The following is a 15,617-nucleotide window of genomic DNA, read 5'->3' as shown; positions in this document are numbered from 1 at the left end:
CGCGTGTCCATCCGCCCGCTTTCCCACAACGCGCGCGTGGAACGGGCGCCCGTGGCCGGCCGGTTTGATGTAGAAATCAACGCTCATGGCCTTCGCGAAGAATGACTTGGACCAGCGGCTCGCGCTGGTGCGGCCCGAAGACACGGTCCGCGGCCTCATCTTCAACGCGGTGCTGACGCTCGCGGAGAAGCAGCTGGGGCCGGACACCGCCGCCCGGCTGCGGGAGCCGCTCTTCAAGCGCTCGCCGGTGGACTTCTTCTCGTACTCCGCCGTGGACGCCATCCGGTTGCTGTACGCCACGTCGGAGGCGCTCGAGAAGGCGGGGCGCTTCGGCACCCAGGAGGACGCGGTGCGCGCGTGTGGCGCCGCCGCGGTGACGGGCTTCTTCTCCTCCACGGTGGGCCAGACGCTGACGCGGTTGATTGGCAAGGGAGACCCCAAGCGCCTCCTGTCCAACGCGCCCACCGCCTACTCCACGTTGGTGAGCTACGGGCGCCGGGAGTACACCGTGGTGTCGGAGCGCCACGTGCGCCTGTCCTTCCATGGCGACATGCAGCCGGTGCAGTTCCACGAGGGCGTGCTCCAGGAGGCCCTGAAGGCCATCCAGTGCAAGGGCACCGTGGTGGGCACGCCGCACGGCTACTTCGCGGCGGACTACGACATCGTCTGGGAGTAGTCCGCGCCGGGCCTCGTGAAGCGGGCTCAGGGCGCCGCGGGGGCCTGTCCGGCGACGGCGGCCAAGGAGACGACCTCCATCTGTCCGGCCAGCTCCTGCGCCTTGGCGAGGAAGTCCGGCAGGAGCGTCTTGGGCAGCGGGTCCGCGCGGGGGAACTGCTGGTTGAGCGGGTTGGTGTACCCGCCGCCGCGCTTCATGCCGAAGTGCAGGTGCGGCCCGGTGGAGCGGCCGGTGTTGCCCGAGTAGGCGATGACCTGCTTCTGGCTGACGCGAGCGCCCGCGCGCACGCCCTCGCCCAGCTTCGACAGGTGCATGTACTGCGTCTCGAAGCCGTTGGCGTGGCGCAGCACCACCATGTTGCCAGCCGCGCCGGCCCAGCCCGCCTGCGTCACGGTGCCGTCCGCCACGGCCCACACGGGCGTGCCGATGGGCGTGCCGTAGTCCACGCCGTTGTGGTTCTTCAGGTACTGGAGCACCGGGTGGAAGCGCGAGCCGAACTTGCTGGTGACGTGCGCGTACTTCAGCGGGCTCTTGAGGAAGGTCTTCTTCGCGCTGGCGCCGTCCGCCTGGAAGTAGTTGGGCTGCCCGTCCGGCAGCACGTAGCGGTAGACCTTCTTGGGGCCGACGAGGCCTCCCTGGTACTGGGCGGCGAGCACCTCGCCGTAGCGCAGCACGCGGCCCTTGGAGACGAACTTCTCCACCAGCGCGCGCGCGGTGTCGCCCTTGCGCACGTCCCGGTAGAAGTCGATATCCCACGCGAACACGTCCGCCAGCACCATGCCGATGGCCGGGTCCTCGCCCGCGTCCACCGCCGCCTCGTAGAGCGACGTCTGGATTTCGAGCGAGACGACGGACACCTGCTTCTCCACCTCAATGGAGCGCTTGCTGCCCACGTACTTCTCGCCGTCGCGGCGCACCTGCCACTCGTCGACCAGGCTCTGGCGGTAGTCGAAGAAGTCCAGCTCGCCGTCGCGCAGGACGATGCGGAACTGGTCGCCCACGCGGGACTTGCGGAAGTCGAACACGCCTTCCAGCGCGGAGATGACCGCGGTCACCTGGGCGTCGGGTAACTGGGCCTCATGCAGCGCGCCCGCCAACGTCTGGCGCGGTTCGATGCGGCGGTTCTTGATGTCGTACCGGACGGCGGCCTCGGAAGCGGAGGACACGGTCAGCACGGCGGCCAGGGCGAAGAGGGGGGCAAGTCGCATGGGGCGGGGAGCGAGTGTAGTGGACACCCGTGCCCCTGCCCAACTGGCGGCTCTGGTTTTTCCCGAGCCTGCCTGCCCGGCTGCTCCACCCCGTCGTCAATTCCGGCGTCGGCGCCGGGCCGTGAGCAGCAGCGCGCCGAGCAGTCCCAGGGGCCACGCGAGGCCCGCGCCTCCGCCTCCGAAGCTGGTGCAGCCGGAGTGCATCCCCGGACGTCCGAAAGACTTGTCGGTCCCCGCGTCCGGTTCACCCGCGTCGGGGAGGGGGCCCGCGTCGGGAGTGCCTGCGTCGGGTTCCTCCGTGGCCTTGGGGCGCGCCGTGATTCTCACCAGGTCGGTGGCGGTGACATCCGCGACGCTGACGGTCAGCTCGAACTCCAACTCCATCACTTGTGCCACGGTGGGGGCCGTGAAGCCCGGCCTCTTGGTGTTCGCGCCTTGAAGGGCCACTGGGGGGCCGGACAGTTGTCGCCAGGAGAAGGCGAGGGGCGCGAGGCCCACGTCGGAGCTCAGAGAGCCGTCGAGCTCCACCGGGGCGCCGCCGAGGACGCTCTGGTCTTCTCCAGCGAAGGCGCGCGGTAGGCATGGGCCCGTGGTCTCCTCGACTCGCGCGAAGAAGGGCGGACTCTCGGTGCCCTGCACGGTGATGTTGTCGATCTCCCACCCATGCGCCTCGAAGACCACGGCGGACCCCAGGCGGAAGCGGAACTTCACGTTTCCGCTCAGCTTCGTGCCGAAGTCCAGGGTGACCTTTTCGCTCCCGGGCCAGTCCTTGTTCTGCCCGGCGTAGGCGGGGCTGCCTCCCAGCGGGTTGCCCGTCCCGGATTCAAGCGGTCCCCTGTAGCCGACGTCGATGAGGCTCGAGACATCCGTCCACGTCTTGCCGGGGGCCTGGAGGAACTCGATGACTCCACCGTTCCAGTATTCGAAGGCGCCGGTCCTCGCGTCCCTCCTGAAGTCGAACCAATGGCGGTGCTCGAAGCTCAGGGAGAACGGTGTCCCCGATGGGATGACCAGCGTGGGTGACTCCAGCACCGTGTCCGCGAAGTCGTAGTGGTCCGCCGCGAACCAGACCTTCTCGCCGTTGTGGATGGGCGAGTCCACGACGCGCCACGCCTGCGTGGGCCGACCTCCCAGCACTTCGGTGCGCCACGGCGTGCGAAGGCCCTCGACCTTGTCCAGGTGGGAAGGCGCCAGGTCGTAGTGGGTCAGCACGGAGCGCGGCTGCTCGACGCGCGGCTCGCAAGCCTCGGCGCTCTCCAGGACGAGCGTGTAGTTCCCGACGCGGGAGCCCACCCGCGTCGAAGCGAGCGCGATGGGGATGGCCACCGAGGTGGATTTGAATGGCTCCACCCGACCGATGGGGAACGTGGTCCCCTCGGGGAACGACAGCGTGGCGTCAGCGCTGGAGATGCGCAGGGTCCCATCCGTCGACGCGACCGGACCGTGGTTCCAGAGGACGACCTCGACGATGCCCTGCTCCGAGGCGTCGAGCAGCCCATCCTGGTCGCACGAGCGCGCGCCGTCCTTCACCTCCACGGACTCCAGCCGCAGGTTCGAGTGGGCCCGGCCGTCCTCGACGACCTCGGTGAACTCCTCGGAGTCGTAGGGAGGTGACACGGCGCAGGTGCCCGCCCCGCGACGCGCGAAAGCGTGGGCCAGCACCTGCATGTCCCGGGGGTCATCATTCGAAATGGCGGCCATGAGCAGCGCGTCTCGCTGCTGCGTGAAGGTGACGTCCATGGGCGCCGTCTTCATGCTGGTGACGACGTAGTCGGCCATGCGCCGCCGGGCCTCGTCGAAGGAGGCGATGCGAGGCGCGCTTCCTCGCGTCTCCTCGAGCAGGGCTTGATACGCGTCGAAGAGCAGGGAGGCCCAGACCTCCCCCGCGTTGTGCATCTGCGAGTTCTCCAGGCCATTGTCACGCAGGTAGGGTTGGTCGGGCAGCGCCACGCCATTGGCGAGGTGGCGGAACCGGAACCCGTTCTTCGTGAGGTCTCGCGAGTAGGGGGACCGGCGGACGCCGTAGTAGGTGCTGTCACCGAGGAACTGCGCGGCATAGCCGCCAATGGCATAGGTGCCATCGGCATCGTCCCCTTCCCGAACCATCAGGTGCAGGGCCAGGAAGTCGCTCCAGCCCTCGCCCATGGCCCGGCATTGGGGCGTGGTGCAGTCGATGAGGCGGCGGGACATCACATGCCCCCACTCGTGCGCCACGATGGTGTTGTCGAGCGAGGCATCCCGCTCGGGAAGCGTGGCGCGAGACATGGTGCCCGAGAGCGTGCCCCGGGTGAGCAGCTCCTTGAGCGCCAGGCCGGTTTCGTAGGTGACGGAGAGGACGGGGATGGTGGCGGTGAGCGTCGCGTCCACGTCGAACATCTCCGGCGGGGGCTCGCCGGGCGTGTGATTGATGATGATGAGCCCCGCGGCCTGGGCATTCTGGGCGTTCACCGCCTTCAGTTCGTAGAGGCAGGTGCCCCGGTCGGCCAGGACGATGGCGCCGACGACGTCGTTCTGGAGCGGCTCGCAGGCGTCGGCCGTCGGATTTCCACTGTCCACGGCGAGCACCAGCGGGAGCTCGAGCAGGTTGAAGTCCTGTGCGCCGAACTCCGCCTTGCCTGTCTCGTAGGGCCCCCCCGAGGTGTTGAACGAGCGGGTCTCCGAGGTTGCCCAGACCGAGAACTCCAGCCGGGGAGAGAGCCCGTCCCGAGGGACATAGGCGACCGCCCGGTTGCGCGGACGTGCCACCTCCCGCTCCTGGTTCTGGGTCTCCGCCAGGAGCGCATCTCCGGCCTCCCCCAACGGCCCTTGATTGACGTCCTGGGCATTGCCCGCGGCCTCGTCGAAGCCCGAGTCGTGGAAATAATCGTGGAGCCAGTTGGTGGTGTAGAAAAGCTGCGCCACCGAGGCGGCGGCCTGCGTCGAGCTGCTCAGCGGACCTGCGTTGGTGTCATACACATGCGGGAAGTCCCGGGTGCCCGGTGTCACCAGGGCGCGTGTGTCCCGGCCGTCGGTGTAGCCGTCCGGGTCGAAGTGGTCGGCATAGGCGCGCACGTTGTTGCCGGAGGTGAAGGTCGCTCCTGGCGGTAGCCACGGGGCGACTTCGCCGGAGCCAGGGGAGGGGCGTCCCTCCACGGTGACCTGGCGAGGCGACGTGAAGCCGGGCTCGACACCGTCGGGAATGCCCGTGGGATGCGGCGTGAAGTCGACCTGGGGGCCATCCAGCGGAGTCCCCTCCGCGTCGGCCCAGACCCGATAGGTATAGGCGTCACTCGCGGTCCGGTCCTCGCGCAGGAGCACCTCGCCGGTGTCCGCGTGAATCACGTAGGCGTCGCCATGGAGGCGCGCGTCCCCGGCGCGCCTGGAGAGGATATCCACCGCGTAGGCGGGAACCAGCTGGCCGGCCACGGGGTGGTAGAGCGGCGTGACGCGGGCGGGCGTCACCAGGGCGATGCCGGTGTGCTGGAGGGCGCCGCCGGACGCCACCTCGAAGAGGGGCTGCCCGGGACGCGTCAGCCCCACTTGTCTGACCTCTCCCGCGAGCGACAGCCCATGGGAGTCTCCCAGGGCCTTCAACACCGCCTCGGAGGGGGGATGCCTGAAACGCGCGTCCTTCAGCACCTGGTCCACGCCGTGATGCAGGTTCCCGGTGAGCGCCACCAGCTCCAGGTCTCTCGTCATGAGCACCTTCAGCTCCGTGCGAGCCACCTCCAGTCCCGCGACGCGCTGCCGGAAGAAGACGATGATTCCACCCCGGCCCACATCATGGACCTGATGGACATACGCGGCTTCCAGGTCCGCGGGGGAAAGTCCATACACTTGCGCCTGTTGCTCAAGGTAGGCGCGGGCCGCGGCTTCGGGCGTGTCATGACGGTGTCCCAGGCCCGCCGTGTCACTCCGCTCCGCCCAGAGCATGGTGGGAACTCCGCGCTCCGCATCCCGCGACACGACTGTCACGGCATGCGGAGCGTGTGAGGACTTTCCGACCTGTGCATCCAGGTCGGGAGTGCTGCCCGTGGGTGGCTCCACCGCGCACCCGCCGAGGAAGGCCAGGGTCAACACGATGGCGGACGCACGGCTTCTAGGACTCTTGGGCACTTGACCCCCCCACGGGTTTGCACCGGTCCCACGAGGGGACTCCAACTGTCACTGGCAGATATCCGTGTCCCGCAGCCGGTTGATATGGCCTACGGCATTGCCTGCCAGTGAGCGAGCGTACATGCCGCCGACCCAGCTTCCGGCATTGAAGCTGACGTGTGCATTTGGTGCAAGGACTGTTCCGTAGAAACCATAGTCAAATGCGGTGAGTGAGGTGGCCTGCGGAAAGTTGAAGAGGATTCCGCTCTCGTCGATGCCGCCGCTGAAGACATGGCCAAAGTTGCTGAAGCGGGCGGAGGTCCCCCGGACGTTGATGATGGCGAGCGAGTTCACGGGCGCTTCGACGGAAAGCAGCGTCGCGTTCGTGAAGCTCTCTGCCTCGACCCAGAAGACATTCACCTTGGGGTGGGTGCCACGCAGCAGGATTCCGCCCCAGCTCTCCACGGTGGTGGTGCCCTGAACGGGAAGGGCGGCCAGGCGGGTGGAGAGCGTGCGCAGGGCGGCGCCTCTGGCGGCGAAGTCGACGGGCGTGCCACGACTCGCGGAGCCGCGCTGGATGCTGAGGGTTCCTTGAGGGATGAGCTGGCCTCCGTACCTGGCATCACCCCAGACGGTGCCATTGTTCAGGTTCAGGTTGATGCCCGCCACCAGGATGTTGTCGGTGTCGGTGTCCGGCAGCTTCCAGCCCACCCGGAAGTCCTTCAGGAAGATGCTGCCGCCGGCCGCGATTCGTCCTCCGACATCGATGCCCTGTTTGTAGTCCTCGAGCACGAAGAGGTTGTAGTCATTGAGGCGGACCTGGAGACAGTTCGCGACAGGCGCCTCCAGGACCGTCACGGAGATGCTCGTGGTCACATCCGCGTTGCGGACCACGATGGTGGCGATGCCTGGGGCCCTGCCGGTGACGACGCCCGCGGTGGTCACCGTGGCGATGCCGTCATTCGAAGACGAGTACAAGGTTCCCAGCGCCTGGGCGGTGATGTTCCGTTGGACGCCGTCACTGTAGAGGCCGGTGACTCCCAGGTGGCGGGTCGACCCGGGCCCATGAATGACGCCGTCTCCATTGGTGACGGACATGGAGGTCAGTTGCGCCGATGAGACGATGGGAAGGACGACGGCTTCCGCGCTCACCATCTGTCTTTGCGCGCTGATGGCGGTGACAGCCAACGACAGCGAGCCGATGGCATGGGCCGGAATCTGGAATGAGGTGGTGAAGGGGGCCTGTTCGATGATGACCGCCTTTCCCGCACCCATGACATAGGCCACCATGGGGACGAAGCCGCCCGTGCCCTCCAGAACCACGTTCACCGTGCCGCCTGGGCTCACTGGGGTTCCTGGGGCAGGCGAAACAATGCGGATGCCACCCGCGAGCACGCTCGGACCACGCGGTGCTGGCGGCTCATCGGGCCTTGTCTGGGCCTGGGAGGGCTCGAACCACTCGGGGTCGGGGCCCTCGTCGGAAAGCAATGCGACGCTGCCGCCTCCTCCGCCCGTGCACAGGGGGGGGGCGCTGGGGGCGGGGAGTGAAGGGTCGAAGGAACCGCCATTGATGGGACTGTTGAGCAACTGGATGATTCGCGTGGTGACCGCGGCGTTGCTGGGCGCCTTGAAATGCTCCAGGTCCAGGGCGGTGGCGCTCATCTGGAAGGTCGTCGTCCCCGCATCGGAGGCTCCCCCCCGTTGGTCCATCTCGGAGGCGAACAGGTCAAAGTCCTGGTTGCAGAACAGCCTGCTGGGCTGGACATTGCTGGCGGGGAGTCTCTCGATGTTGGCGCGCATGATGAGATTCCAGTACGCCGGAGGCAGGAGGTCGTCCGTCAGCGGATGGTACTTCTCCATCTTGTCGTACAACACCTTGAGCTTGTCGAAGACGAGCCCCCGTGCCTGGGGCCTCTCGAGGTTCATGGCATTGCGAGTCACCAGGACGTGAGAGGGAATCACGGTCGGTCCCGCGTCAGCGACAAGGATGGGGTTGTTGAGCTGCAGGTCATCGATGGCGAGCGGTCCCGCATCGGCGCCCGCGTCGGCGGCGCCGATGGAGATCTGGAAGTTCTTTTCCAGATCATTGACGACCGTCTGCCACTCGTTGGGGAAGACGAGCTTCATGTTGTTGCGGAGGTCAACCATGGCATTCGCCATGCGCGAGCCCCCATGGGGGGTGTTCAGGTAGATGATGCGGTTGAGATCTCCCTTTCCGAAGTTCAGTGCGTTCTTGTAGTTGGTCCACCTGGCGTACCGGCGAACCATCACTCCGCCCATGCCATGGGCGAGTGTGTCCACACGGGTCACCGCGGTGCCCTTCAGGCGCATCTCCAGCAGGGCCTCTCTCACCGTATTCGCGAAGACATTCCTGTTCGCGGGTGAGTCGATGCTTTCCGAGTTGGTCGCCGAATAGTCCGCACAGGTCACGTCGAGGTAGTCCTCACGGGAGATTCCCGCGTTCCACTCCCAGAACTCACAGTTCGACCAGATGTCATGAATGGCGACCACGGGTGGCCGGACCACGATGAGCTCGTGCGTGTCCGCGAAGCTGGCGCCGCTGACCGGGGTGTACGTCGTGGCGAGGCCCACCGTCCGCTGGGAGCTCTTGGTGTCACCGGGAGCAGGCAGCCCGGGGCGGTTGAAGTCCTCCGGCGCCGTGTACAAGGCAAAGGCGTAGTATTGTCCCGTGGAGATTTGCTGGACAGGCACGGTGACGATGTTGGTGGGAGCGGCGGTGCTGCCCACCGCGCCGAGCCCCCCGTTCGCGGGAATCTGGGTGTCGCCCAGCTTGAAGACCATGGAGCCGGGGCCGGGGAGTCTGGCGCGCAGCAGGACGATGGTCGCGCCGTCGGCGGCGACCGAGCTCGCCGCGGTGCCGAGTGCGGCGAGCCGGGGCAGGTTGGTCTCCACCGTCTCATGGTGTGTATCAATGAGGATGGGGTTGGGATCAATCACCTCCAGGCTCGAGAAGGCGATGTTGTCGATGACCACCGTGGAGTCGAGGATTCCATCCTCGAGGTCGCGAATCTCGAACACGAGCGTGACCTGACCTCCACCCGAGATGGCGACGTTGACGGTCTTGAAGTCGGTGATGCCCGCGTCGGGGTAGACCTGGGTGCCGTGCGGATAGGTGACCGGGAAGTAGTCGACGCCGGACGGGTCGTCCGCGAGCAGCGAGTCGAACTGGGTGTTGCCCGCGCGCGTCTTGGAGGCATCGAAGAAGTGGGCGCTGTTCACCGACGTCTGTTCAATCAGCCGTGGGAGTCCTTGCCCTTCCGTCACCTGCGCGGTGAACTGGTCGTTGTACAGGCTGCCGATGAAGTCAGGGGATTCGGCGCTCAGGAAGCGGTAGTCGAAGGACAGGCGGGTCATGCCCGGCCGGACGTTGAACGTGAGGCGGAGGGTGACGACGTCGCCAGCGGTTCCTGGCGGCGCGAAGTCAGTGCCTGGCTCGGGCACCCGGACGCGGTCGTTGACGTAGCCGGTGCTCAGGACGACCAGGGAGTTGCCCTTCCGGGGCAGGATATCCCCGAAGTTGGGCAGGACCACCGCGGCCTCGGCGGCGGGGGTGGTCAGCTGCCCGCTGACCAGGGAGCCCGCGGGAAGGTCGAGCGCCGTGGCCATTTCGGTGAAGGTGGCGAGCGTGGCTCCTGTTGAGGGCCGCACCAGATACCGGCTCGCGATGCGCTGGCGCTCCAGGTCGGGCTCCGCGCGCAAGGCCTTGGCGTGCCGCGGTGGCGGTTGGGGCTCGGGGAGGCTGGCGTCACCACACGCCACGGACATCGCGACGACGAGCGGGAGCAGGAGAACGGTGCGCGTCTGCATCAGGTTCACTCCGGTGCGTTGAGCGGGTAGGGCCGGTCGACTGCGTCATTCAGTGGGCGACAACGGGCACGGCCACCCGGTGGTCTCACACCAGGTGGCCGGCCATCTGGGGATGTGTCTTCAGCCTGGAGCGAGGCGCTCAGCCGTGGAGCGCCCCGTGGGGGGGCCTCTACTTGCGCCTGGCGGCCAGTTGGTAGTCGCGGTGCCACTTGCCCGGCAACGTGGCCAGGACGTTGGGGTTCTTGCGGGTCATCGCGATGGACTCGTACTTCCGCTGAATCTGGCCGTCGCCCACGACGAAGCCATTGGCATACACGACGGTCTGGTCCGCGCCGAGCGCCAGCTTCTCCGTGTCCGAGCCGACCTTCACGTTGTACACCTTGCCGGCGTACGGCTCGCGGCTGACCTCCACGAGCTTGCTGGGGCCCGCCTTGGTCAGGACCACGTCGCCCTTCTTCAGGGCCCTGGCCTGGACCATGCCGCGCGCCATGACCTGGATGGGGTGCATCTCCGTCATCAGCAGGCTGCGGCCGGCCTCGCTGCGGATGCGCACCATGGGAACGGTCTCCGTGCCGATGGCCGTGTCCATGACGGTGAGCGACGGCTGATGCGGGTTGAGCACCCGGTCTCCAGCCTTCAGGGCCTCCACCGGCGCCGTCTTGCCGGCGGCCAGTTCGATTTCGGTTCCCGCGGCCAGGCAACTGTTCGTGACGGTGATGGGCTTGAAGCTCTTCGCCAGCCTGGGGAGGTCCTCATTGGTCAACGTGACGGAGGTCTGGTACGTCAAGTTGTTCGCATCCGTGATGGGGATGACGATCTTCAGCGTCAGCTTCACGTCGTCCTGCACCTGACGGCAGCCGTCATCGAAGAAGGCGGCGTAGGCGCCCGTCAGGTCCCAGGAGAAGGTCTTCTTGTCCGCGCTCAGGGCGGTCCGGTTCCAGAACTGCCCCATCTTCGCCTCGATGAGGTTCCCATCCGTCACATCGCAGCCGCCTCCGGCGTTGGTGAGGATGAGCCTGAGGTGCCCCACGTCGTAGGTCGCCATGCCGGCGGCCAGGTCGGTCTTGAACTGGTTGATCTTCGCCTGGTCGAAGACGTGCTCGGGCGTCGTGAGGACGATTTCCCCCTTCAAGGGCATCTTGATGGCCTGGGGCGTGCCCGTCAGGTCGTAGTCGCAGTCCTGGGTCCAGGTGCGGTTGAGGCACACGGAGATGAGGTTGTCATTGAGGACCGTGTCCACGGGGGCGTAGATGGTGGCGGGCGACACCCCGGGCCGGATGGAGGTGGTCCCAGGGGGCGTGCCGAACTCGGAGAAGAGATACGAGTCCTTGAACCCGTCCTCGGAGTCCTCGACCTTGTAGGTGGAGACGCGGTAGCGCCCCAGCCGCGTGAGCGCCAGGTTGGCCTCCGCGGAGGCCGTCAGGTGCTCACCCCCGTCGAACTCCTCGACCCAGGCGAGCGCGCTCAGCGGATACCCTGTCACGTCCGTGAAGTTGGCGTCCGTATAGGTGTAGTAGGAGCCCCCGGGGATGGTGGAGGTGGCGGTGACGGAGCCGTCGTTGGCTTCCTTGGTGCCCTCACCCGCGTTGGCCTGGTCGAAGGCATGAACCTCCTTGATTTCGGCGGACGGTGCCAGGTCGCGCCCCTCGGGCGGGAGCAGCCCCGGTGCGTGGCCTTGCGCGACATGCTCCCGGTGTCGCTGCTCCAGGGCCTCGAACAGGTACGGCGAGTTCTGGGGCGTCTTGCCCGCGAGCTTGAGGCGCGCCAGCGCGAAGCGGTACTGCGCGGGGTCCGCCAGGTTCAGGCGGATGCGGACGTCGGGCCTGGCGATGCCGTGCAGGTATCGCTGGTCATCCTGATAGGTGGCCCACTCCTTCTGGGTCAGCCGCGTCGCGTCGCCGAGTCCCCGAGCGGTGCGACCGAAGTTCGCGATCTGCTCTTCTCGGGGGGTGGACGTGCATCCCGACAACAGCGCCAGGCACGCGGTGCTACCCATCACCAGAAAACGACGCATTCGAAACATGGTGTTTCCTCCTCCGCTTGGGACGGCTTTCACTGACACACTTCCTCGAAGTCGGGGCAGCAGTCGTTGAACTCCAGACAGCTGGGGTCGCAGAAGCAGCCATCCGCGGCCTGTCCACACAATCCCTTGCAGCTCGCGGTCTCCTCGATGCAGTGATAGTTGCCCTGGCTCAGGTCACTGAAGAGCAGCACGTTCGGAGAGCCTTTGAGGTCGCTCACGCAGCCCAGCGTCGCGGCGGCCTTGAGGTTGGTATCAATCTGCGCGGGCGTGGCGGTGGGGCGGGTGCTCAAATACTGGGCCACGGTGCCGGCCACGTGAGGGCTGGCCATGGAGGTGCCATCATCGACCTGGGTCTCCACGGCGCCGCCAATCCATGCGCCCAGGATGCTCACTCCCGGGGCGAAGAGGTCCACGCAAGACCCCCAGTTGGAGAACCCGGCGCGGACGTCGTTGTCGTCGATGGCCGCGACGGTGATGGCCGCGGGCTCGCTGGCGGGGGACTGGGTGCAGGCGTTCAGGTCATCATTGCCCGCGGCGACCACGACGGGGATGCCTCCGTTCACCAGGTTGGCCACCGCGGCGTTGACGGGTGGGTAGAGCGAACCGGTGAGGCTCATGTTGGCGACACAGCGCGCGGACTGCGCACGACAGTCGGTCTGGACGAAATCCAGGCCGGCGATGATTCCCGCCCAGCTGCCCAGTCCATTGCAGCGCAGCACCCGCACGGGGTGGAGGGTGGCCTCCCGGGCCATTCCATAGGTGGTGCCCGCGAGCGTGCTGGCCACATGCGTGCCATGGCCATGGCAATCAGCGATGCCCCGACCATCCAGGATGAAGGTCTCGTAGGTGCCGATGCGACCCGTGAACTCGGAGTGCTCCAGGTTGAGGCCTGTGTCGAGCACGTACGCATGGACGCCCGCGCCCGTGTTGCCGTAGTCATTGAAGTGGCCGTCGTGGCCCTTGCGCTGGTCCGAGCGGTCGACGCCATCCGCGGGGCTCGGATAGACGGCGCTGAGCGAGACCTGCTGATTCTCCTCGATATACGCCACGCCGGGCTCCCGGCGCAGCCTGTCGAGCTGCGCTTCATCCAGTCGCGCGGCGAACCCGGGGATGACGGTGTATGCGTGCAGCAGCGCGTTGTCGCCACCCGCGCGAGCGATGCGGCTCGTCACCGCTTCGATGGCCAGTCCGGTGACGCCCTCGGAGAAGACGACGACATACTCGTCGGGGATGCGGAGGTGGGCGGGCGCCTTGCCCAGGCGCGCGAGCTGGCGTGAAGTCGCGACGCCTTCGACGTGCGCCGGGGCGGACCGCTGCTCCTCGCAGCCGCTGCTCCAGCCGAGGGTGAGCAGCGCCAGCAGGGACAGCGCCTGGGGCTTGAGTCGATGAAGTCGGTGGGGGTTCGTCTGCTGAGGCCGCATGAGGGCTCCGCGGGTGGCGGGTATGGGAGTCCCGCGGAGCCGTGAGCACCGTCAGGACGCGCGTGGAGTGAGCCGGCGATGCCGAGGCTCCGCCGGGACCGTCAGGCTGGAGGGGTTGAGCGGTGGGGACCTGGGGACGCCCTGCCAAGGCAGCGCTCGCCAATGAATGACGCCCGCTGGAATCAACCTATGCAGAAATTCTCAATATTCACTTGGAGTGAATAGTTTCATTGAGGATGCGACTGAGGCTGAGGTTGATCCGGCTCTCCACGGTTCGCAACACGCTGGTGAACTCCTGGGAGGAGAGGTCCAGGCGTTCCTTGAGCAGGCGTCGCGTCTCTTCATTCACGGTCTGCTGCGCGCTCTGGAGCCAGCGTGAGACGGTGGATTGGTTGACGCCGAAGAGCGCGCCAATCTTTGTCGTGGAGAGGTGGTCCACGAAGTGGAGCCGGAGCAGGTAGCGGTGCTCGCCAGGCAGGGTGGCGAAGGCGTCTTCCAGGGCCTGGCGGAACTCGTCGTGATAGCGCCGCCGGATGGCCTCGATTTCAGGGTCCGAGTCCTGGGCGGGGAGCAGTTCCATCAGGGCATCGCTCAGCGGGCCCTCGTCGTGAGGCTTTCGCAGCAGGCTCAGCGCCGTGCGCAGGCAGATGACCCGCACCCAGTTGGAGAGGGTGCCCCGGCCGGAGTAGTCGGCGATCTTCGGTGCCCCGTCGGTGCGTACCAGCAGCCGCTCCCGGACTCGCTGGCGGATTTCGTCGACCACCGCCGCGGACAGCCGCATGTGCGCGAGCGCCGAGGACAGGCCCGCCATGTGGTGCCGCTCGAAGGCGGCGAGCGCGGTGGGAAGGCTCTCGGCGCAGGCGCAGGCGAGGAAGAGGTCCGCTGGGACGAACTGGGAGAGCAGTTGCTCCAGCTTCTCTCCAGGCGCCTGTCGTGGAAAGTGCGTGGCCAGGTGACGGACGAAGCTGTCGGCACTCAGCGGGACATCTGGCCATTGTTCACACCCCGCCCTCCAACAGCGGAGCAACAGGTGCTCGAGGTGGTCGGGGGAGAGGGCTCCCTTGCCCTGACAACCCACACGCGCGAGGAATAACGCTGCGAATGCCAAGTCCCCCTCCTTCCCGCGCACCACTATACGGCGCGGACTGACTTTGCTGGCTATGCAGGTTAAGCTGGGTGAAGGTCGTCTTTGGGCATGAAATGGGGGAGCCCCAAGGTTTTCCGAAGGGCAGCCATTTCGTGCGAGTCTTCACTCGGGGTATGTCAGGGGGTGCCAAATCCTTTCAGCCAACTGCCTGTGCGAAGACGACGTGGTGGGCCTGATGGAAGGGCGGCTGGAGACAGGGGCACGGGCCCAGGTGCATCACCATGCCGCCGGATGCCCTGCCTGCCGTGAGTTGCTGGTGGCCGTCGTTCGCAGCGAGGCCTTTGCCGTGGACCCGGCTTCGGCGGAGCCGGTGCCTGCTCCGGAGCGAGGCCCTCCCCTGGGGGCGACGTGGAAGCCGCCGACGGAGCTGGACGAGTTCCGCCTGATGCGGCTGTTGGGGCGAGGTGGCATGGGGGCTGTCTACCTCGCGCACGACACCTCGTTGGACAGGCTGGTGGCGTTGAAGCTGAGCATCGCGCTCCAGCCGGACAGGAGCACCCTGGAGAGCTTCGCCATCGAGGCGCGCGCCATTGCCCGCATCAAGCACCCCAATGTCGTCACGGTGTTCCGAGCGGGGGAGGTCGCCGGGCGGCCGTACCTCGTCTACGAGTACGTGGATGGCAAGAGCCTGGCGGAGCTGAAGCCGCCGCTGCCGTGGCGGTACGTGCTCGACATCGCGGTGGGGCTCGCGCGGGGGTTGAGGGCCGCGCACCAGCGCGGTGTGCTCCACCGCGACCTCAAGCCGAGCAACGCCATCCTGGAGACGGACGGCACCATCAAGCTGCTCGACTTCGGCCTCGCGGCCTTCGTGGGGACGGACCACTGCACCCCCTGGGCGGTGCCCGGTGTCGTCGGCACGCCGCGCTACATGGCCCCGGAGACGCGCCTGGGCGCGCCCGCCACGCCGCAGAGCGACCTCTACGCGCTGGGGCTGCTGCTGTACGAGCTGTGCACGGGGACGGTGCCTCGAGCCTCGCGGCAGGCTCCCGCGGCCATGGGCCTTGCGCTGTCGGAGCGGGTGCCTGGAATCGCCCCCGACTTCGCGGAGGCCATCGAGCGCTGCCTCATGGAAGACCCCGTCGGGCGCTTCGGCCGGGCCGATGCGTTGTGTGTCGTGCTGGAGCGGCTGACCTCGGCGGGCTCCGACGCGGCGTTCCCTCCCGCGAGGTCCGCGTCAGCGCCGGAGCCGCGCCCCTGGGCGGCGCTCAATCCCGTCTGAGGTCCTCTCGGTTCCCCCGGG

At 67.3% G+C, this 15,617-nt stretch carries 8 protein-coding genes; 2 read left to right on the top strand and 6 right to left on the bottom strand.

Translation table 11 applies throughout. The features are described from left to right. Window positions 1-85 precede the first annotated feature (85 nt). Complete coding sequence (locus G4D83_RS15085; RefSeq protein WP_163865432.1) at window positions 86-676, top strand: DUF2378 family protein; 591 nt, start codon at window positions 86-88, stop codon at window positions 674-676. 26 nt (window positions 677-702) lie between these two features. Here the strand turns inward: G4D83_RS15085 and G4D83_RS15080 are convergent, their stop codons facing one another. The 6 genes from G4D83_RS15080 to G4D83_RS15055 all read right to left on the bottom strand — a co-directional run bounded on the left by G4D83_RS15080 (window position 703) and on the right by G4D83_RS15055 (window position 14,338). Then, on the bottom strand, window positions 703-1,884 hold the full coding sequence (locus G4D83_RS15080) for a M23 family metallopeptidase (protein ID WP_163865431.1): 1,182 nt from the start codon (window positions 1,882-1,884) through the stop codon (window positions 703-705). 96 nt (window positions 1,885-1,980) lie between these two features. Further along, on the bottom strand, window positions 1,981-5,796 hold the full coding sequence (locus tag G4D83_RS15075) for a M36 family metallopeptidase (RefSeq protein ID WP_163865430.1): 3,816 nt from the start codon (window positions 5,794-5,796) through the stop codon (window positions 1,981-1,983). Between the two features lie 231 nt (window positions 5,797-6,027). Then, on the bottom strand, window positions 6,028-9,786 hold the full coding sequence (locus tag G4D83_RS45540) for a choice-of-anchor A family protein (protein ID WP_205522639.1): 3,759 nt from the start codon (window positions 9,784-9,786) through the stop codon (window positions 6,028-6,030). Between the two features lie 169 nt (window positions 9,787-9,955). Next, complete coding sequence (locus tag G4D83_RS15065; RefSeq protein WP_163865429.1) at window positions 9,956-11,809, bottom strand: Hint domain-containing protein; 1,854 nt, start codon at window positions 11,807-11,809, stop codon at window positions 9,956-9,958. Window positions 11,810-11,838: 29 nt separating this feature from the next. After that, on the bottom strand, window positions 11,839-13,230 hold the full coding sequence (locus G4D83_RS15060; RefSeq protein WP_163865428.1) for a S8 family serine peptidase: 1,392 nt from the start codon (window positions 13,228-13,230) through the stop codon (window positions 11,839-11,841). A 208-nt stretch (window positions 13,231-13,438) separates the two neighbouring features. Next, window positions 13,439-14,338 carry a sigma-70 family RNA polymerase sigma factor gene (locus G4D83_RS15055; RefSeq protein WP_163865427.1) on the bottom strand — a complete coding sequence of 300 codons (900 nt, stop codon included), beginning with the start codon at window positions 14,336-14,338 and terminating at the stop codon, window positions 13,439-13,441. Between the two features lie 202 nt (window positions 14,339-14,540). Between G4D83_RS15055 and G4D83_RS15050 the strand changes: the two genes are divergently transcribed. Continuing rightward, window positions 14,541-15,596, top strand: coding sequence for a serine/threonine-protein kinase (locus G4D83_RS15050; RefSeq protein WP_240356335.1), 1,056 nt, complete (start codon window positions 14,541-14,543; stop codon window positions 15,594-15,596). Window positions 15,597-15,617: the final 21 nt, after the last annotated feature.

Source organism: Myxococcus eversor, assembly GCF_010894455.1.
Classification (GTDB): domain Bacteria; phylum Myxococcota; class Myxococcia; order Myxococcales; family Myxococcaceae; genus Myxococcus; species Myxococcus eversor.
This window is presented reverse-complemented; position numbering and strand designations above follow the sequence as displayed.

Excerpts from the sequence above, each read along its gene's own strand:
- G4D83_RS15085 (WP_163865432.1), top strand. The coding sequence starts at position 86 with ATGGCCTTCGCGAAGAATGACTTGGACCAGCGGCTCGCGCTGGTGCGG.
- G4D83_RS15080 (WP_163865431.1), bottom strand. The coding sequence starts at position 1,884 with ATGCGACTTGCCCCCCTCTTCGCCCTGGCCGCCGTGCTGACCGTGTCC.
- G4D83_RS15075 (WP_163865430.1), bottom strand. The coding sequence starts at position 5,796 with ATGCTCTGGGCGGAGCGGAGTGACACGGCGGGCCTGGGACACCGTCAT.
- G4D83_RS45540 (WP_205522639.1), bottom strand. The coding sequence starts at position 9,786 with ATGCAGACGCGCACCGTTCTCCTGCTCCCGCTCGTCGTCGCGATGTCC.
- G4D83_RS15065 (WP_163865429.1), bottom strand. The coding sequence starts at position 11,809 with ATGTTTCGAATGCGTCGTTTTCTGGTGATGGGTAGCACCGCGTGCCTG.
- G4D83_RS15060 (WP_163865428.1), bottom strand. The coding sequence starts at position 13,230 with ATGCGGCCTCAGCAGACGAACCCCCACCGACTTCATCGACTCAAGCCC.